Here is an 18943-nt window from a genome sequence, read left to right on the forward strand (position 1 = left end):
CCGGCCCGCACCGTGCGGTCGCCGGACGGAAACCCGGCGGGGCGCCGGCTCAGGCCGGGCCCGCCCGGAGCCCGTCGACCAGGATGGCGAGCAGCCGGGACCCGCGGGCGTCGAGTTCGGCGTCGTCCAGACGCGACAGCCAGCTGATGAGCACGATGACGTCGCGGGCGTCCGCGTCGGGACGGACGGCGCCCGCCGCGCGGCCGGCGGCGAGCAGCAGCTCGACCGCCTCGCCGATCGGGCCCAGGCTGTGCGCGGCCAGGCCGCGCCAGGTGGCCGCCTCCACGGCGGCGAACACGTCGCGCTTGACCCGGGCGTACGCGGCCACCCGGTCGAACCAGGCCGCGAGCGCGTCCACCGGCTGGTGTCGGGCCAGCAGTCGCGGGGCGGCGGCGACCAGCTCGTCGACCTCCTGGCGGTAGACCTCGGCCAACAGGTCCTCCCGGGTCGGGAAGTGCCGGTACAACGTCCCCTGCCCGATGCCGCACGCCTTGGCGACCGCGTTGAGCTTCAGCTCGCCCGGTTGGCGCACCAGTTCGCGGGCCGCCGCGAGGATCCGTTCGCGGTTGAGCTGCGCGTCGGCCCGCCGCGACGGCTGACCGGTGGCGGAAGCGGACACGTGTCCGCTAGGCTGGTCGGGGTAACCGGACATGTGTCCAGTCTAGGGGGAGGCATCATGGCCATCCAGGGCAAGGTCGTCGCCATCACCGGCGCCAGCAGCGGTATCGGGGCGGCGACGGCTCGCCACCTCGCGTCGCTCGGCGCGACCGTCGTGCTGGGCGCCCGCCGCACCGACCGGCTGGACCAGCTCGTCGACGAGATCACCACCGCCGGTGGTACCGCGACCGCCGTACGCGTCGACGTCACCGACGCCGACGACGTCACGTCGCTCGTCGACACCGCCGTGCAGCGGTACGGGCGGCTGGACGTCCTGGTCGGCAACGCCGGGATGACCCGGATCGGCCCACTGGCCGACCTCGACGTGGCCGGCTGGTCGGCCATGATCGAGGTGAACGTCAAGGGCATCCTGCACGGGATCGCCGCTGCCCTGCCGACGTTCCGCCGCCAGGGCAGCGGGCACCTGGTCACCGTCGTGTCGACCTCGGGGCTCAAGATCGTCCCCACCCAGGCGGTCTACGCCGGCACGAAGAACGCGGTCCGCACCCTCCTGGAAGCGCTGCGCCAGGAGAGTACCGACGGCACGCTGCGCACCACGTCGATCTCCCCCGGCTACGTCCGTACCGAGCTGATCGACAACGCGGTGGACGACCCGGCTACGCGCGAGCAGGCCCGGCGGCACATGGCCGACCTCGGTATCGACCCGGCGGCGGTGGCCCGGGCGATCGCCTTCGCCATCGACCAGCCCGACGACGTCGAGATCGGCGACCTGACCATCCGGCCCACCCGTCAGGGCTGAGCCGCGGCACGACCGGACCCGCGCGGGAGGTCAGCCGTCGAGGAGCTGCTCACGGAGGATGTCCGCGTGCCCACAGTGCTGGGCGAGCTCACGCAGCACGTGCAGGTACACCCAGCGCAGCGGCAGCGGGCCCCGGCGATGTCCACGCAGGACGTCGTCCAGACCGAGGGACGACGTGGTACGGCGGGACGCCGCACAGGCGTCGCGGTGCGCCTGCCGCACCGTGGCGATCGTGTCGCCGTCGTCGAGGACGAACGACTCCTCCGACCGCTCCGGGATGCCGATCTCGGCGCGCGACCGGCCGGTGACGGCCTCGTCGAACCAGACCTTTTCCACGAAGGTCACGTGCTTCACCAGACCCAGCAACGTGGTCCGGGAAGCCACGAGCGACCGGCGGGCCTGCTCCTCGGTCAGCCCGTCCAGGCAGCCGTTGAGCGCGTCGCGGTGCTCGTCGAGGAACGCCTCGAACTGGGCGCCGGCCGGCAACGCGACGACCCGGTCGGCGAAGGTGGGTGGGAAGGAAGGCATGGCCGAAGCATTCCAGGCCGTCACCAGTGAACAGCCGACGAAACCTCGACGGGTACGACGTCGTCGAGAGCTGGCTCGGGCTGGCGCTCGCTCCACTTGGATGTGAGACTGTCTATGTAACTAAATGTGTCCATACGGCTGCTTTTAGCGATGTGGGTGGTTCCATTGGAACAGCTCCCGTTGTGGGGACCGAGCACCGACGAAGATCCGAGACCGAAGCCGGTCCTGGCACGACCGGCAAAGCTGCGCCTCTTGATCACAGTGAAGGCGGCACCCAACCCCTCCGCGCGGTACGGGGAGACGGTCTGCGTCGGGGCACTGGGCATGGACCCGCCCTGGACGGGCTGGATTCGCCTCTACCCGGTCCACTATCGGTGCCTCGACGACGACGGCACGTTCCACAAGTACGACATCATCCACGTCGACGCGCTGCCAGCCAGGCAGGACCAGCGACGCGAGAGCTGGAAACCGATCGTGGACACCATCACCACCGAGCGGCACCTCGCCAGTCGGCAGTCGCGTCGAAACCTCCTCGACCCACTCGTCGAAGACTCCATGTGCCGGCTCAACAGACAGGCCCGCGACGACCCGAGCGCACGATCGATCGCGCTGATTCGCGTGGCCGACATCTCGGCTCTGCGGGTCAAGCGACACCCCGGATGGTCGGCGGAGGATCGCAGGAAGATCGCCGGCTACCTCAACCAGCTCGACCTACTGGAACCGGCCAAACGCAGCCCGATTCAAGCACCACGCTTCACCGGCACCTACCGCTACCGCTGCGCGGACCGTCAGTGCCGCGGTCACCAGCAGACACTCTGGGACTGGGAGTTCGTCGCCCTACAACGTCGCCTCGGCCAGCTCACCGACCCGGAGGCCGAGGAGCAGCTGAAGAACAAGTTCCTCACCCAGCTCTGCGCCGCCGACCGCGATGTCGCCTTCTACGTAGGCAACCAGGCGGCGCGACCGCAGTCCTTCAGCATCGGCGGCGTCTACGCACCGAGACGGCCCACCGCCCGGCACCGGCTGCACGTCAACCAATGACGTCGGCCAGCACGTCGGCGTGGCACGCATCCTCGACCCGACACCAGCACGCCAACTGCTTCCCCGTGAGTTCCCGACGCGCCCGGTCAACAAGGGCCGGCTGCCCCACAAGCCACTGCCGATAGAGGCGTAACGCCTCCGCCCGATCATGCTTCCGCAGGCTGAACGGATTGGCCCAGGGAGAACGCCGCAACCCGAACCCCTGCCGCCCCACGTACACGGCACCCGGCGGCACCACCGGGTGATAGAGATCCCCCTGCACACGAACCCGAGGCTGTCCCCCCACGCCGCCAGCGTAATCGGCGATGACCGGCCCCGCGTGGATGCCGGCCCGGTCCAATGGCTCCCGAGCACCCACCGAGCGACCGCCCGCCAACCACGTACACGAAAAGGCCCCGACCCAGTGTGAAACACCCGGTCAGGGCCTTGATCGTTGGTGCGCCGCCAGGGACTCGAACCCCGAACCCGCGGATTAAGAGTCCGCTGCTCTGCCAGTTGAGCTAGCGGCGCTCGCCGGCAACGGGACGGAACGTTAGCAGCCTGCCCGCCGGCCCTCGACGGCAGGGCCACCTCATCGCACCGCCAGCGTGACCTCCCCGGTCGCGGCCCCCGACGGATCCACCGACAGCGTGTACTCCCCGGCCGCCGGCAGCGTGGTCGAGTCGATCCCGCCGGCCCCGTTGATCACGCACCCGGTGGCGAGCGTGCTGCCGTCCGGGGCGCTCAGCACCAGCGTGCCGCACTGGTCGGGCAGCGTCGCGGCGGTCGCGGTGACCGTCACCGACGTGCCGGCTGCGGCGGTGAACCGGTAGCCGGTGACCGCCCCGGGCCGGTCGATCCCGGCGACGACCGGCGGCCCGCCGACCATGATCGTCGCATCCCGGTCCCGGCCGGTGACCAGGCGCAGCGTGGCCGTGCCGGTGCCGCGCTCGACCGGGTCGACAAGCACCGTGTACGTCCCGCCGGCGGGCAGGAGCGTGCCGTCGACCTCGCCGACGCCGTTGACGACGCAGCCGCTGCGCAGCAGTTGCCCCGCCGGGTCCCGCAGCTCCAGTGGGGAGCACTGGTCGGGCAGCGTGCTCTCGGGCACCTCGACGAAGACCCGCTCCCCCTTGCGGCCGGTGAACCGGTACTGCGCCCGGGCGCCCGGCTGTTCGACGGTCGCGATCACGGCCGGGCCGTTCGGTTGAAGCGTGCCGCCGCTGTCCCGGGCCAGGTAGACCCGGACGGCGGCACGGCCGGCGTCGCCGGGGACGGCGGCGACCCGGATCGCGTACGTGCCGGTGGTGGGGAGGTCGACGCGGTCGACGTAACCAGCGCCGTTGATGTTGCAGCCGCTCGCGATCTCCCGCCCACCAGGATCGACGAGCAGGTACGGCGAGCAGCGGTCGTCGATGCCGGGGGCGGTGGCGTCGACGAAGACGGCGTCCCCGGCCCGGCCGGCGAACGTCAGCGGCTCACCGCCCGGCGTCAGGCTGGCGGTGGCCACCGGTACGGCGGTGATCGGCGCGGCGGCCGGCGGGGCGACGCGTTCGGTGGTGGCGACGGCGACGGCGAACTCGGGGCGCCCGCTGACCGCGACGTCGAAGACGCACTCGGCGAGCGGGCCGGGGGCGGTGACGCCGGCCCACCGGCAGACCTGTTCGGCGGCGGCGCGGCGGGCCGGGTCGAGGTCACCGGCGGTCACCTGCCGCTCGGGGAAGCTCCGGTCGGTGAACGTGCCGGTGTCCTCCCCGTCGCCGTAGGAAAACAGCGACCGGTCCGCGGTGATCCGCCAACTGTCCGCGTACGCCGGGTAGAGCTTCGCGAACGGCGCCGGCTGGGTGAGCGCGGGGCCGGAGGCGGGCGCGATGTCGTCGGCGGGGTCGCCGTCGAAGTCGCCGAGCAGTCCACGCACCTTTCCGGCCCGACCGTCGGCGAGCCGGACCAGCACGCGGTAGCCGTACCGGCCGATCTGGTCGACCGCGGCGGCGGAGCCGTCAGGCCACGTGACGTCGTACCCGTCGGTCGGTCCGGTGTCGGAGGGACGGCGGGTGAGGCTGCCGCCGCCGGCCAGGTCGGTCCGCTCCGGCGGCGCGGCGAGCGGCGCGCCGTCGACGTGGACCCGGGTGGTGCCGTCGGTGAGGGTGAGCGCCAGCCGGTGGGCGCCGACCCGGAACGCGACCGCGGAGTTGACCGAGGCGGTGCGGGTGCCGGCCATCGGCGCCTGCCGGACCTGCACCTCCAGCGGGTCACCGCCGACGGCGGCGACCAGCGTGAACTCGCCGACGGCCTGGAAGTCGTAGTAGACCCGGTCGAAGGTGACCAGATGGGGGTCGCCGTTGCTGCCGCCGCAGTCGGCCCCGTCCTCGCAGAGCTTCACTGGGCCCTTCGGCGGGGGCGTCTTCTTCGCCGGCTTCTTGCACTCGTCGATGCTCTTCGGCAGCGGGTTTCCCTTGTACTGGGTGCGCGGCGGCAGGCCCTTCGCCGCCCGGTAGCGGTTCTCCGCGAGCGTCGCCTTCACCTCCGCGGTGGGGATCCCGGTGCTCCCGCACTGGCCCGCCGGGACCGCGTCGCGGGAGATGTCGTCGGCGTGGTTCAGCTCGTGGTAGAGCGCGGCGCAGGGGTTCCGGGCCACCCCGTCTTCGTACGGGTCGGTGGACGCCGGATTCCAGGTGACCGTGGACGAGCCCTTGCCGTCGGCGCTCTCCGGCGTCTCGAACGCGCCCGAGCCGCCCGGGGTGGGGATGATCCGCACCTTGGGGCTCTTCTTGTCCTTCAACCGGGGCAGCAGGCCGGCCGGATCCCCGCCGGGCAGCGCGAACCCGGCCAGGCAGCCGTCGACCGCGGCCTGGAAGTCGACGCCGCTGACCGGCACGCCGGCGGTCGGGTCGACCGAGTAGTCGGCCCGGGCGGGCCGCGACCCGCCGCCGACCAGCGCGCCGACCGCGACGAGCAGCAGTGCCACGCCGGCGGCGGCCGGCCGACGGTGACGGCGTACCCACAGCAGGACCACCAGCGCGGCGACGAGGAGCACCAGCAGCAATGCCCCGGCGGCCGGCCAGAGCCAGCGGCGGACGGGCGCGCCGCCGTCGCCGATCGTGAACGTGGTGGTCCGCAGTTCCGTCGCGCCCGGGCAGGGGTTCGCCGCACCGGTGACCGGCAGCGTCACGTAGCCGGCCGTGACCTCGTACCGGCCGGCTGCGCCGACCGGCCAGAGCGAGTCCAGGCCGCCGCCGTCCGCAGTGGCGGCCACCGACCGGAGCACCACGTCGCCAGGCGCGTCGCCGTCGTGCACCCGGACGCCGGTAAGCGTCACGGTCGCGGTCGCGCCCGGCTCGACCGTGGTCAGGCCGGCGGTGGCGGCGGCGGCGATCCCGTCGTCGTGGAAGCTGCGGGCGAGCACCGGCGTGAGGTCGCGCCCGTCCCGGCGTACCCCGGTCACCTGGACGGTGCCGGCGGCCTGGGTGGGCAGCGCGCACGCCGCTGCGGTGGTGTTCGTGACGGTGAGATCCAGGCGGACCTGGCCGCCGGCGCGGTAGTCCGCCGCCGGTGGGCGCAGGGCCAGGCCGAGGCCGCCGTCGGCGGGCGCCGCGGCGGCGCTCACCGCCCCGGCCACCAGGGCCGTCACCAGTACGGCGAGCCCGGTCGTGAAACGCACCGTCCACTTCATGGAGGGGACTGTAGGGGCGCGACGCCACGATGCCCGTGCTCTGTCGGGGACCGGTCGCCCAGCGGCGGACGGGCGCCAGGCGGACGCGTCACGGCAGGGCGGCGAGGCCGATCAGATTGCCCTCCGGGTCGGCGAGGGGGCGGGGTCGCCAAAGGCATCGGCGAGAGCGCCCGGCATTGCCTTTTGTCGACCAAATGCGTCCAACCGCTCAGACTCGTCCGAAACACTCAAGTGCCAATTATCCGAAGCCCCGACGATGTTTGTACGCCGTTGACCGACGACGGGTGACAGACAGCAGGCATTGACATCGATCCCTTGCCCCGGCAGGCTTTGCGGAACGCCGGAAAGCGGGCCGCATTTCAGCTTTTCCTTTCGCTGACGCACCTTTTCCGCGTGCTTGAGGACGAGTTGATACCGCTTTCCCGACGGATCGGAGATCTGATGCGCGTCGCCCTCCTGACCACGACGCAGCACGGTCATCTGAACCCGTACGTTCCGGTGGTCAACGCGCTCCGCGCCGCCGGCAGCGACGTCACGCTGCTGCTGTTGTCAGCGGACGGAGGCATGCTCGACGACAAGCGCCGCCAGGCCCTCGGCACCACGCCGGTCCACCTGGTCGGGAAGGTCGAGATGGCACCGTGGAGCGACGATCCGGCGAAGATCGGCGCGATGCTCCAGGCGTCCCCGGTGGCGGACCAGACGACCGACGCGCTGCGCGCGACGGCACCGGACTTCGTGCTCGTCGACTCGCTGCCGGTCACCGCGTCGGCCATGGTCGGCACCGAGGCCTCCGGCATTCCGTACGGGATGATCTGGGCCAACCTGGGTGGCGTCTGCCCACGCGAACACCGACGGGGGCGCTGGGCCTACGACGAACAGGTCGGCGACTATCTGACCCGACACGGGGTGCGGTGGTCGACCCGGACCCATTCGGCGCGATCGCCGATTCTCAATCTGATGCCGACGATTCCCGCGCTCGTCGGGAACGACGGCGTGACCGACGACGGCGTACGGCTGATCGGGCTGCCGGGCGCCGCCGGAGCCCGCGGCGACGAGGTGGCCTTCGCCGGCCTCGACCGGATCGAGCCGGGCCGTCCGGTGGTGTACGTCTCCTTCGGCACGATCTTCTACCGGCGACCCGACCTGCTGCGCACGGTCATCACCGGCGCGGCGGCCACCGGCGCCCAGGTGATCGCCGCGGTCGGCGACCTCGCCGAGGACCTCGCGTTGCCCGACGACGTGCTCACCGCCCCGTACCTGCCGCAACGTGAGGTGCTCGAACGCGCCGACGTGTTCGTCACCCACGGCGGGTACAACTCCGTGGCCGAGTCGATCCGCGCGGCGACACCGATGCTGGTGATCCCGCTGGCGGTGGATCAGCCGGTGCAGGCGCACTTCGTGGGCAGTGCGGGCTTCGGGACCGCGTTGGCGCCGGCCGACGTCACCGCGCGGGCGGTCACCGACGCCGTCGCCGACCTGCTCGACCCCACCCGGGACTACCGGGCCCGGCTGCGCGCCGCACAGCCGGAGTGCGGCGACTCCGCCGCGCGGACGGCGGAGCTGGTCCTCGACACGGCCGGGACGCCACCGCGCGAGGAGAAGCGGTGACGACCGAGTCGCGGCGACCGGCGGGCGACCCGATCGTGATCGACGACCGGGAGCGCGACTCCTTCCTGGTGGATCGCCGCGCGTACACCGACGGTGAGCTGGCCGCCCGGGAGATGACCAGGATCTTCGACCGCTGCTGGCTGTACGTCGGACACGAGTCGGAGGTGCCCGGACCGGGCTCCTACGTGGCACGTGACGTCGGCGGGCGGCCGGTGGTCATGGCGCGCGGATCCGACGGGGTGATCCGGGTGTTCGCGAACAGCTGCCCGCACCGCGGGGCGCTGATCTGCGCGGAGCCGGCCGGGCGGGCCAGGTCGTTCCGGTGCCCCTACCACGACTGGACGTTCTCCAACCGGGGCGACCTGGTCGGGGTCCCGATCCCGGACGGGTACGGACCGGGCTTCCGGAAGGCGGACCACGGCCTCACGCAGCACCGTGGTGACGCCTACCGCGGATTCGTGTTCGTCACCTTCGACCCGCGACAGCGGCGCACGCTGACCGAGTACCTGGCGGGCGCGACGGAGTACCTCGACCTGATCGACGACCAGTCCGAGGTCGGGATGGAGGTGATCCAGGGCGCGCAGCTCCACGGCGCGCGGGCCAACTGGAAGCTCATGATGGAGAACAGCGTCGACATCTACCACTTCCGGGCCCTGCACAAGCGTTACGTCGGCTACATGGAGTCGCTGGGGTCGGTGCCACCACGACGGCGAGGCGGCTTCGGCTGCGCCCTCGGGCTGGGACACGGCGCCAACGAGCTGCCACCGGCGGCGGCCCGCCCGCTCGCGTACTGGACGCCGATGTTCAGCCCGGAGGTCCGGCCGCGGATCGAGGCGACGGCCGCCCGGTTCGTCGACCGGTTCGGTGCCGAACGCGCCGAGCGGATCACCGGCACCAACCGCGCGTTGCTGATCTTTCCCAACCTGATGATCATCGACGCGATCGCGATCACGATCCGCAAGATCGACCCGATCGCCCCCGACCGGATGGCCATCACCTCGGTCGCGCTGGCCCCGAAGGACGAGGATCCGGACATCCGGGAACTCCGCAAGAGCCACTACCTGACGTTCCTCGGTCCCGCCGGCTTCGCCACCCCCGACGACATCGAGATCATCGAATCCTGCCAGCGGGGTTACCTCAACCGGTCGGTCCGCTACTCGGACCTGTCCCGCGGCATGAACAGGGCCGTACCGGAGACGACGGACGAGCTTCCCGCCCGCGAGTTCTGGCGGCAGTGGGATCGGCTGATGCACGGCGACGACGATCACCACGAGATCGCTCGGCCGGCGGAGCGGCAGGGGGCGGAACCGCGATGACCATCGAGCTGACCGTCGACGAATCGGCCCAGGTGCGGTTGTGGCACCGGGTGAACCAGTTCCTCTTCCGGGAGGCGCGACTGCTCGACGAGTGGCGCCTGCGCGAGTGGTACGACGAGATGCTGACCGACGACATCCGCTACCGGGTGCCGGCCACCGACGTCCGCGACGAGGGGGCCAACGTGCTCGGGCTCATCGACGACGACGCGGCCCGCCTGCGCCAGCGCATCGACCAGCTCCTCACCGGCGAGGTGTGGTGCGAGAACCCACGATCGCGGACGAACCGGCTGGTCGGCAACGTGGAGATCCTGGCCGACCGGGGCACCCACCTCGACGTGGCGGCGAATGTCGTCGTACACCGGTTCGGGCACGGGCGCTCCGACGCCTACGTCGGGAAGTACCGGTTCGAGCTGGTCGCCGAGGGCGGGTCGTTCCGGGCCCGGCGCCGGGTCGTGGTGCTGGACCACGAGACGCTGGTCGAGCACGGAAAGCTCAGCATCATCCTGTGACCGGGCAGTGAAGACGGCCGTTCCGGGCAGCGTCCCACCGGTCGCCGCCGTCCGACCGGGTCTCCCGCGCGAGGTCTACGTCCTCAGCGTCGTCGGCGGATGCGTCATGTTGGGCCTGGGGCTGGTGCTCCCGGTGCTCCCGGTGTACGCGGCGACGTTCGGGGCCGGGCCGACCCGGATCGGCGCGCTCGTCGCCCTGTTCGCGTTGATGCGGCTGGTCGCCAGCCCGTTCTGCGGACGGTTGGGGGTGCGTTTCGGGGAGCGGCGGGTCCTCGTCGCCGGCCTGCTGCTCTGTGCGGTCTCCTCGGCGCTGACGGCCTTCGCCAGGTCCTACGGGCAACTGCTCGTGTTCCGGGGCCTCGGCGGCGTCGGCTCGGTGCTGTTCTCGGTGTCCGCGCTGGCGATGCTCCTGGCGGTCGCGCCGGCCGACCGGCGGGGGCGGGCCAGCGCCGTGTTCGAGGCGGGTTTCCTGCTCGGCGGAGTCTGCGGACCGGCCCTGGGCGGGCTCCTCGCGCTGGTCACCCTCGCCACGCCGTTCCTGGCGTACGCCACGATGTTGCTGGCCGCCGCGGTGCTGACGCCGGCGCTGCTACGCACCGACCGGACCGCCGGCGCGGAGCCCGGCCGTCCGGTGATCGGACTACCGGCGCTGCTGCGGGACCGACGCTACGTGGTGGCCTGCCTCGCCGCGCTGGCGCAGGGCTGGGTCCTGTTCGGACTGCGCAGCGCCCTGGTCCCCACGCTGGTCGTGGTGGCGTGGCGACACGACGTGTCATGGGTGGGGTGGGCGTTCACCCTGTCCGCCGCCGTCCAGGCGCTGCTGATCATGCCGGCCGGCCGGATGGTCGATCGGGCCGGCCGCCGGGCCGCCATGATCACCGGCACCGGCGTGGCGGCGGCCTCCGTCACCGCCCTGGCGTTCGTCGACCGGTACGCCTGGCTCGTCGCGCTGCTCTGCGTGTACGCCGCGGGATCGGCGCTGCTCAACGCCGCGCCGGCCGCGCTGGTCGGTGACGTCGTGGCCGGCCGGGCCGGCAGCGGCGTCGCCGGCTTCTCGATGTGCACCGACATCGGCGCCGTGGCCGGACCGGTCGTCGTGGGGCTCGTCGCCGAGCGGGTGAACGTTCCGGCCGCCTTCGCCAGCGGCGCCGCGCTGCTGGCCGTCGCCTTCGTGGCGTCGGGCACGTTGACCACCGTTCGTCCGACCCGAAGGAGTTGACGATGGATCAGCCGGTTGACCGCCACGAGCGGGGTGAGGCCATGTTCCAGCAGGTCTTCGGACGTGAGCCGCGCCCGGGCTCCTACCCGGAGTTCCTGCGGATCACGGTCGACCACCTGTTCGGGGAGATCTGGACACGCCCGCACCTGAGCGTCGAGGAGCGCGAACTGGTCGCGCTGACCGCTGTCGCGCTGGCCCGGACCGACTGGGAGCTGCGCGGCCACATCGGTGCCGCCCTGCACCTCGGGATGTCGCGGGAGAAGATCGTCGAAGTCATCATCCAGCTCGCCTACTACGGTGGCTGGCCGGTCGCCAACAACGGGCTGCGCGTGGCCCAGGAGGTCTTCGCCGAACTGGACGACGCCGCCGGGAGGACCGCGTGACCGGTCAGCCGTCCCCCCTCGACCCGGACGAGAAGGTCGACCTGTGGCGCCAGCGGTTCTTCGAGGCCCAGGCCGCCGCCGAGGAGTTCGTCCTGGGCGAGCACGGCGAGGCGGGCCTGACCGCGTGGATCCGGGCGAACTCCCGCATCACCGCGGCGCTGCTCCGGGCGCAACGGCCCGCCGGGATGTCCGCCACCGACCACTTCATGACCCGGCTGCAACGTCAGTTGCTGCTGTACGACTCGGCGGTGACCAGCGAGCGTCAGCCCTCGGGCACCGTCCTGCGCAACACCGACTGCGGGATCCTGCGTTACCGCAGAAAGGCCGCCCGCGCCGGCGTCGTGCTGACGCTCTCCTCACCGTGCACGTACTGCCAGCCCCTCCACGAGACCATCGCCGCCCGCTACCTGGAACCGGACGTCAGGGTGTCGTGCGTGCGGGCCGGCGACGGGTGCACCTGGCGCGCGGAGTCTCACGTCCCGGGCGAGGAGACGGACGGGTCGCCGCAGCGCGGACGAGCCGGCGGCTGAACCACCGGCAGCAGCGTGCGCTCGTCGGCCGGCGACCCGCTGCCGGCGAGCGTCATGCCGAGTTGCCGGCCCACTGCCACACACATGTCGAACGCCGCGGTGCGGGTCAGGTCCTCATGATCGTTACGGGTGAAGCAGGCCGACGCCACATTCCTGTTCCGCAGCCGCAGGTACCACGGGAACAACGCGCCCAGCGCCGGTTCGGTCAGCATGGTGCGCGAATGCACGATGGTCCCGACCAGCAGGTTGCCGAACGGTCGCTGCCGGGCGTTCATGAAGCTCTTCAGGCGCTCCTGAAAGATCTTCAGCACGGCGGGGACGTTCCCCGCGTACACCGGCATGGCGAGCAGCATCGCCTGCGCGCCCTCGGCCAGCTCGACGACGTGCGCGAAGTCGTCGTCGATCGGGCACCGACCCACGTCGGGATCGAGACAGGTGTCCTCGCCCTCGCACATGGCGATGGAATGGTCGATCAACCGGATCCGCTGGATCTCCGCGCCGTCGACCTCCCGGACGACGCCGCTGATCGCTGCCTCCAGCAGCGCGTCGGTCACCGACGGCAGGCGCTTCTGGGTGCAGGACAACGCAACGATCTTCATTCGGAGGGCCTCCAGGAATTGACGACCGTCGAAGCATAGCGGGATAATCTCCACCGGAGCCGGGCTGGCCACAGGCCGAACCTCGCGGTGCGCCGACACCGGCGAACCGTGGGCACCCACCCGACGTCGCTGCCAGCGGGCCACTGAGCCACGTCGCGGCCCGTCTCCCGGGCGGAGCGAGCCGTGACGGCGCCGAGCAGCACCTCGAACGCCAGCGGGAGAAACCACCGATGACACCCTTCCCGGCCGGACCGACGGCTGCCCCCACCCGATCCTCGCGTCGCCCGACGCTGCTGGCGGCGGCCACCGCCGCGCTGCTGACCGCCGTGACGTCCGGCCTGGCCGTCACCGCCGCGCCCTCGATGGCCGCCGCCTGCACCGGCTACGTGGCCCTGACCTTCGACGACGGGCCCACCCCGGGCAACACCACCACACTGATCAACACGCTCAGGGCGGCCGGCGTACGGGCGACGTTCTTCAACGTCGGCCAGAACGCGCAGAGCAACCCGGCGCTGGTCCGGGCGCAGCGGGACGCCGGCATGTGGATCGGGAACCACAGCTGGACGCACCCGCACATGACCCAACTCAGCCAGGCGCAGATGGCCTCGGAGATCTCCCAGACGCAGCAGGCGATCCAGCAGGCCACCGGCACGGCCCCGAAGCTGTTCCGGCCGCCCTACCTGGAGTCCAACGCGACGCTGCGGGCGGTCGAGGCCCAGTTCGGGCTGACCGAGATCAACGCGGACGTGGACTCCCAGGACTGGAACAACGCCAGCACCGACCAGATCGTGCAGAACGCCAGCCGGCTCCAGGCCGGCGGGTCCATCCTGATGCACGACTGGCCGGCGAACACGATCGCGGCGATTCCGCGGATCGTCAGCGATCTCGCCAACCGCGGCCTGTGCGCCGGCATGATCTCGCCGGCCACCGGCCGAGCGGTCGCCCCGGACGGCGCCACCCCGCCGCCCAGCACCCCGCCGCCGAGCACGCCGCCGCCCACCACCGCGCCGCCCACCACGCCGCCGCCCACCACCGCGCCACCGACCACGCCGCCGCCGGACCCCTCGGGTGTCTGCACCGCCACCTACCGCCTGGTGAGCAGTTGGACCGGCGGCTTCCAGGGCGAGGTGACGGTGAGCAGCACGGCGGCCATCAGCGGCTGGACGGTGCGGATGACCCTGGCCGGTGGCCAGAGCATCAGCAACGTGTGGAACGGCGTGGCCACCGGTGCCAGCGGCCCGGTCAGCGTGCGCAACGCCGCCTACAACGGGTCCCTGAACGCCGGCGGGTCGACGAGCTTCGGCTTCCTCGCCAACGGCAGCAGTTCCCCCGCCCCGAGCGGAATCACCTGCTCCGGCGCGTAGCGCTCCCGTCATCCCGTCGCCCCGGAGGAACCCAGATGTCACCCACCCGTACCCGGCTCCGGTCGGCGGTGGCGGTGTCCACCGCCGTCACCGCCGCCGTCACCGCCGCACTCACCACCACCGTCTCCGCGCAGGCCGCCGCCGGCTGCCGGGTCGCCTACACCGTCACCAGCCAGTGGCCGGGCGGCTTCGGCGCGAACGTCGACCTCACCAACCTCGGCGATCCGCTCACCACCTGGCGGTTGACCTGGTCGTTCACCGCCGGGCAGGTGGTCGGGCAACTGTGGAACGGCACGGTGGCCCAGTCCGGCGGCCGGGTCACCGTGACCAACACCGGCTGGAACGGCAACCTCGGCACCGGCGCCGGCGCGCAGTTCGGCTTCAGCGGCTCGTGGAACAACTCGTCGAACCCGGCGCCGACCGACTTCGCGCTCAACGGCGTGCCGTGCACCGGAAGCCCGACCCCCACCACCCCGCCACCGACCACCAGCCCGCCGCCGACCACCCCGCCACCGACCACCCCGCCACCGACCACCGGCCCGCCACCGACCAACTGGCCACCCACCGCCACGCCTACCCCGCCGCCCACCAGCCCGCCGCCGCCGTCGGCCGCGCAGACGAACACGGTCGGGCGGGTCCGGGCGGTCGGGAGCAGCGTCCAGTACACCTGGCCCGGTACCTACTTCGAAGGGCGGTTCCGGGGCACCGGCGTCGGGATCGTGCTCAACGACAGCCAGAACGACTACGCCGTCGAGATCGACGGCACGACCGTCGCCACCCTGGTCACCCCCGGGCAGACCACCTACTGGGTCCGGAACCTCGCCGACGCCGTCCACACCGTACGGCTCGTCAAACGCACCGAGAGCCCGTGGGCGGCCGGCGAGTTCGGTGGTCTCGTCGCCGCACCCGGTGGCGTGGTCCTCGCCAGGCCCGCCGCCCGCAGCCGGCAGATCGAGTTCATCGGCGACTCGTGGACCGCCGGCTACGGCAACATGTCGACGACCCGGGACTGTTCCGCCAACGGCGGGGTCACCCGCAACTCCAACGCCGACGTCACGTTCGGCGCCCTCACCGCACAGAGCCTGGACGCCGACTTCCAGCTCATCGCCTGGTCCGGCCTGGGCATGGTGCGCAACTACAACGGCGGGGGCACCGACAACTTCCGCACCTACTACGAGACCGACCTCCAGGCGCTCTGGAACAGCACCGTGTGGCAGAAGCCGGCCACCTGGCAACCACAACTGGTCGTGGTCGGCCTGGGCATCAACGACTTTTCCACCGCCCTGCACGCCGGTGAGCGGTGGAGCACCCCCGACCAGCTCGCCGCGGACTTCCGGACCGCGTACCTGGGCTTCCTCGACAAGCTGCGGGCCCGCTACGGCCCCGACACGTTCATCGTGCTCACCTACCCGGACCTGTCCGGCACGCCGCTCGCCAGCTCCGTGCAGCAGGTCGTCCGGACCCGGACGGACGCGGGCGACACCCGGGTCCGCTCGCTCTACTACGACGACAACGCGCTCGGCCTGGACAAGTTGGGCTGCGACTGGCACCCGTCGCGGCGCGACGACCAGTTGATCGCCGGGGCGCTCACCCGGTTCATCGGCACCCTGCCACTGAGCTGGTAGCCCGACGTCGAGGTGGGCCCGGTGTGCCGGGCCCACCTCGGCGAGCGGCACCGAGCGACCGCCTACCGCCCGCGGGACGCGGAGAAGGCCCCGACCCGCGAAAGCGGACATCAGGGCCTTGCTCGTCGGTGCGCCGGCCCGGGGCCGGGCCGGGTCGCCCGGCCCCGGGGCCGTCGGTCAGTTGCGAAGGCTCCACTGCTGGTTCGCGCCACCGTTGCACGACCAGAGGATGATCTTCGTGCCGTTGGCGGTGGCGGCGCCGTTGGCATCGAGACAGAGTCCGGACTGGACGTTGGTGACGGTGCCGTTGGCGTTGACGTTCCACTGCTGGTTGGTGCCGCCGTGGCAGTCCCAGATGATGACCGTGGTGCCGTTGCTGGTGCCCGCGCCGTTCGCGTCCAGGCACTTGTTGCCGTACACGGTCAGTTGCTTGCCGGCGGTGTAGGCCCACTGCTGGTTCGCGCCGCCGGCGCAGTCCCACAGCTGGACCTGCGTGCCGTTGGTGGTGGCGGAGTTCGGCACCTCGACGCACCGGCCGGACTGGCCGCCCACGAGCCGGCCGCCCTGCTGGCCGGTGCCGGTGCCCTGCTGCCGGACGATCGAGCTGGACTCGGCCGACCGGTTGCCCTGCGCGTCGAGGACGTAGAGCCGGTACTCGCCCTGCGACGTCGGTACGGCGATGGACGTGTCGGTGCCCCCGGCCCTGGTCATCGTCGGGCCGGCGGTGAAGACGGTGGTGCCGGCGGGAGCCAACCAGACCGCCCTGGTCGCGTCCCCGGCGCTCCGGATCGGAATCGATGCCGTCCCGCTCGTGACGTAGGTGCTGGCCGGCAGGACATGGTTCGGCAGGGACAGGTTGGCCGCCGGGACGATGTCCCGGAACGCGTCCTCCAGGCCGGAGTTGACGGCGATGCCGTACGCCGGTGCCGGCCAGACGTAGTCGGCGGAGACGATGATGTCGTTGATCGTGCTGTTGGGCAGGTTCTTGTTCGAGACCTTGTTGATGGGGCCGTAGGTCTGCGTGATGCTCAGGTCGTGCTTGCGCCCGAAGTCGTCGGAGTTGATCATCCAGGTGACGTTCTTGTCCACGCTCAGGACATTGTCGCGGAAGGTGAGGTACGCCGATCCCTCGTCGGGGTGGAGGCCGTACTTGTGCCCGGACGGCACGCCCTGGAGATAGTTGTTGGTGATCGTGGTGCCCGGTTGGCTGCCCAGTGTGTAGATGGGCGCCGTGTCGCTGAGGCGCTGCACCGTGTCGATGATGTGGTTGTAGCTGATGGTGTTGTTCCGCGCCGTCGTGGTCGGCCGGTTGGGCGCGATCGAGCCCGATGATCCGTCGAAGTTCCACCAGCCCCAACCGAGCGTGATGCCCGCCCACGGCGACTTCTCGATCCGGTTGTGCTGCACCGTCAGGGTGTCGACGAAGTACGCCGAGATGGGGCTGTGCCCGTTGAACAGCACCGCGCTGTCGTAGATGTAGTTGTTTCTGATGGCGATGTTCTTCGGCAGCCCTTCGACCTGCGGGGACCACTTCTCGCGGTTGGTCGACGTCCCGTCGCCGATGTAGACGTGCTGGGGATGGCCGACGGTGACGGCGGAGCCGGCGATGTCGTTGGTGTGGTTGCCGACCAGTTGGCTGTTCTGCACGTCGTTGACCATGTTGATGCCGTCGGCGCCGGTGTGCTGGATCCGGTTGCGTTGCAGGAGGATCCCGTCGGCGTTCTCCACCTGGATGATGCCCGGGGTGACGTCGACGTTGCGGTAGTAGTAGTCGTGGAAGTTCCGCTTCGCATACGCCTGCGCACCGAGGTTGCCCTGCTGCGCCTGCTTGAACGACGAACCGGCGACGTTGAACAGGTTCCAGTCGGAGTGCTGGACGGTGAGGCCGGAGAACGTGATGTTGCGAGCGTGACTGCTCGTCGAGGTGCCGGCGACCCGCAACAGGGTGGTCACGTTGTTCGGCGCGAAGACCGACGCGGTCGCCATGTTCTCGGAACTGCTCTTGTAGTAGTAGAGCGTCCGGCTGCCCTTGTCGAAGTAGAACTCACCCGGCGTGTCCAGGAACTCGTAGGCGTTCATCACCTTGTGGCTGCCGCCGGTCTGGGCGTTGCCGTTGAACGCGCCCTGGGCGATGGCGGCACCCGGCTGCTGGAACAGCGCCACCCGGTTGGCACCGTCGGAACTCGTGGTCACCTGGCGGACCCCCACGATCGCCGTGGTCCAGGTCGTCCCCGTCTCGATCTCGATGTCGTCGGAGTTGCGGGCGACGGCGGGGAAGTCGTTCAGGTTGTACTTGGCGCCGTCGCACTGCGACCCCGACTCCCAGGCCCACGCGGCCTGCCCGGCCGTGATGGTGTACGTCCCGTAGCAGCCCGCCGAGCCGATCGTCTTCGACGCCATGTACGCCCGCTTGTCGTTGACGTAGAGCGCGCGCAGCTTGTTGGCGCGGTCGAGCGGCGCCTTCCAGATGTTGCCGCTGTGTTGGGTCCACCCCGTCACCTGCACCCCACCCTCGAGAACGGGGGTCTCGTTGGGGTAGGCGGAATAGCTGACCCGATATCCGTTGGTGCCGGAGTCACCGGCCCCGAACTCGATCGTGCTGTTCACCGGGTAACTTCCACCGCGCAGGTAGACCTGGATGTCGCCCGTCATGCTGGAATTCACCGTACGAACGGCGTCCCTCGCACGTTGCAGGCTCCGGAATGGTGATTGGAGCGTTCCCGGGTTGGCGTCGTTTCCGTCCGGGGCGACATAGTAGGTCTGTTGGACGGCGGCCGAGGCCGGCAGTTGACTCGCGACCACTGCCGGGACTGTGGAGGCGACGGCCAGCAGAACTGCCAGCAGTGACCTTCGAACGGTAGAGACGGCTGGTTTCACGTACCATTCCTTTCGCTTACCGCCGACAGGGCATGTTCGCTGGACAATCGTCCTCGGGGCGCGACGGTGGACCACCGCACGAATAACGGCCGACGGAGGGAGAACACGGGGGGCGATTCCGACCATGGTGGGTCTCTGACAAGGAGCGGCAAGAACAGCCGCGGGGCCACGCGCGCTTCGAGCGAGAAGCACCGCCCGGCGGCACCTACCGTGCCGTCGGTAACGCCCGATGCCCGCTCACACCCGCTTGCCCATGGTCACAGAATGCTGCTTTG

At 71.1% G+C, this 18943-nt stretch carries 17 protein-coding genes and 1 tRNA gene; 10 read left to right on the top strand and 8 right to left on the bottom strand.

What is annotated here, in order from left to right:
• Positions 1–49: 49 nt before the first annotated feature.
• A complete protein-coding gene (locus ACZ6O5_RS08640; RefSeq protein WP_465975514.1) occupies positions 50–619 on the bottom strand; it encodes a TetR/AcrR family transcriptional regulator in 570 nt (189 codons plus the stop codon).
• 57 nt (positions 620–676) lie between these two features.
• Here ACZ6O5_RS08640 and ACZ6O5_RS08645 point away from each other — a divergent pair, with 57 nt between their 5' ends.
• A complete protein-coding gene (locus tag ACZ6O5_RS08645) occupies positions 677–1417 on the top strand; it encodes an SDR family oxidoreductase (RefSeq protein WP_465975516.1) in 741 nt (246 codons plus the stop codon).
• 30 nt (positions 1418–1447) lie between these two features.
• Here the strand turns inward: ACZ6O5_RS08645 and ACZ6O5_RS08650 are convergent, their stop codons facing one another.
• Complete coding sequence (locus ACZ6O5_RS08650) at positions 1448–1945, bottom strand: DinB family protein (RefSeq protein WP_465975518.1); 498 nt, start codon at positions 1943–1945, stop codon at positions 1448–1450.
• A gap of 150 nt (positions 1946–2095) precedes the next feature.
• Here ACZ6O5_RS08650 and ACZ6O5_RS08655 point away from each other — a divergent pair, with 150 nt between their 5' ends.
• On the top strand, positions 2096–2986 hold the full coding sequence (locus tag ACZ6O5_RS08655) for a hypothetical protein (protein WP_465975907.1): 891 nt from the start codon (positions 2096–2098) through the stop codon (positions 2984–2986).
• On the opposite strand, the gene ACZ6O5_RS08660 is transcribed toward ACZ6O5_RS08655, so the two are convergent.
• The 4 genes from ACZ6O5_RS08660 to ACZ6O5_RS08675 all read right to left on the bottom strand — a co-directional run bounded on the left by ACZ6O5_RS08660 (position 2976) and on the right by ACZ6O5_RS08675 (position 7118).
• Positions 2976–3344 (bottom strand): DUF4326 domain-containing protein, encoded by a 369-nt coding sequence (locus ACZ6O5_RS08660; RefSeq protein ID WP_465975520.1) that lies wholly within the window; start codon positions 3342–3344, stop codon positions 2976–2978. The genes ACZ6O5_RS08655 and ACZ6O5_RS08660 overlap by 11 nt on opposite strands.
• Positions 3345–3420: 76 nt before the next feature.
• Positions 3421–3496 (bottom strand) — tRNA-Lys (locus ACZ6O5_RS08665).
• A 61-nt stretch (positions 3497–3557) separates the two neighbouring features.
• Positions 3558–6638 carry a VWD domain-containing protein gene (locus ACZ6O5_RS08670; RefSeq protein WP_465975522.1) on the bottom strand — a complete coding sequence of 1027 codons (3081 nt, stop codon included), beginning with the start codon at positions 6636–6638 and terminating at the stop codon, positions 3558–3560.
• Between the two features lie 111 nt (positions 6639–6749).
• Positions 6750–7118 carry a hypothetical protein gene (locus ACZ6O5_RS08675; protein ID WP_465975524.1) on the bottom strand — a complete coding sequence of 123 codons (369 nt, stop codon included), beginning with the start codon at positions 7116–7118 and terminating at the stop codon, positions 6750–6752.
• Here ACZ6O5_RS08675 and ACZ6O5_RS08680 point away from each other — a divergent pair.
• Genes ACZ6O5_RS08680 through ACZ6O5_RS08705 form a run of 6 tightly spaced genes read left to right on the top strand, consistent with a single transcriptional unit; the run spans position 7080 to position 12203 of the window.
• Positions 7080–8246: a glycosyltransferase gene (locus ACZ6O5_RS08680; RefSeq protein ID WP_465975526.1), complete on the top strand. Its 1167-nt coding sequence runs from the start codon at positions 7080–7082 to the stop codon at positions 8244–8246. The genes ACZ6O5_RS08675 and ACZ6O5_RS08680 overlap by 39 nt on opposite strands.
• Positions 8243–9562: an aromatic ring-hydroxylating oxygenase subunit alpha gene (locus tag ACZ6O5_RS08685; RefSeq protein ID WP_465975528.1), complete on the top strand. Its 1320-nt coding sequence runs from the start codon at positions 8243–8245 to the stop codon at positions 9560–9562. Before ACZ6O5_RS08680 ends, ACZ6O5_RS08685 begins: the two co-directional genes overlap by 4 nt.
• A complete protein-coding gene (locus tag ACZ6O5_RS08690; RefSeq protein ID WP_465975530.1) occupies positions 9559–10071 on the top strand; it encodes an aromatic-ring-hydroxylating dioxygenase subunit beta in 513 nt (170 codons plus the stop codon). Before ACZ6O5_RS08685 ends, ACZ6O5_RS08690 begins: the two co-directional genes overlap by 4 nt.
• 7 nt (positions 10072–10078) lie before the next feature.
• Complete coding sequence (locus ACZ6O5_RS08695; protein ID WP_465975532.1) at positions 10079–11290, top strand: MFS transporter; 1212 nt, start codon at positions 10079–10081, stop codon at positions 11288–11290.
• Positions 11291–11292: 2 nt separating this feature from the next.
• On the top strand, positions 11293–11673 hold the full coding sequence (locus ACZ6O5_RS08700) for a carboxymuconolactone decarboxylase family protein (protein WP_465975534.1): 381 nt from the start codon (positions 11293–11295) through the stop codon (positions 11671–11673).
• Positions 11670–12203 carry a hypothetical protein gene (locus tag ACZ6O5_RS08705; protein ID WP_465975536.1) on the top strand — a complete coding sequence of 178 codons (534 nt, stop codon included), beginning with the start codon at positions 11670–11672 and terminating at the stop codon, positions 12201–12203. The genes ACZ6O5_RS08700 and ACZ6O5_RS08705 overlap by 4 nt, the downstream gene beginning before the upstream one ends.
• Here the strand turns inward: ACZ6O5_RS08705 and ACZ6O5_RS08710 are convergent.
• Positions 12146–12874 (bottom strand): flavodoxin family protein, encoded by a 729-nt coding sequence (locus ACZ6O5_RS08710; RefSeq protein WP_465975538.1) that lies wholly within the window; start codon positions 12872–12874, stop codon positions 12146–12148. The genes ACZ6O5_RS08705 and ACZ6O5_RS08710 overlap by 58 nt on opposite strands.
• Positions 12875–13032: 158 nt before the next feature.
• Between ACZ6O5_RS08710 and ACZ6O5_RS08715 the strand changes: the two genes are divergently transcribed.
• Positions 13033–14166, top strand: coding sequence for a polysaccharide deacetylase family protein (locus ACZ6O5_RS08715; RefSeq protein WP_465975540.1), 1134 nt, complete (start codon positions 13033–13035; stop codon positions 14164–14166).
• A 35-nt stretch (positions 14167–14201) separates the two neighbouring features.
• Positions 14202–15791 (top strand): cellulose binding domain-containing protein, encoded by a 1590-nt coding sequence (locus ACZ6O5_RS08720; RefSeq protein WP_465975542.1) that lies wholly within the window; start codon positions 14202–14204, stop codon positions 15789–15791.
• A gap of 177 nt (positions 15792–15968) precedes the next feature.
• Here the strand turns inward: ACZ6O5_RS08720 and ACZ6O5_RS08725 are convergent, their stop codons facing one another.
• Positions 15969–18443: an RICIN domain-containing protein gene (locus ACZ6O5_RS08725; protein ID WP_465975543.1), complete on the bottom strand. Its 2475-nt coding sequence runs from the start codon at positions 18441–18443 to the stop codon at positions 15969–15971.
• Positions 18444–18943 lie beyond the last annotated feature (500 nt).

The organism is Micromonospora sp. NPDC049201, assembly GCF_055586805.1.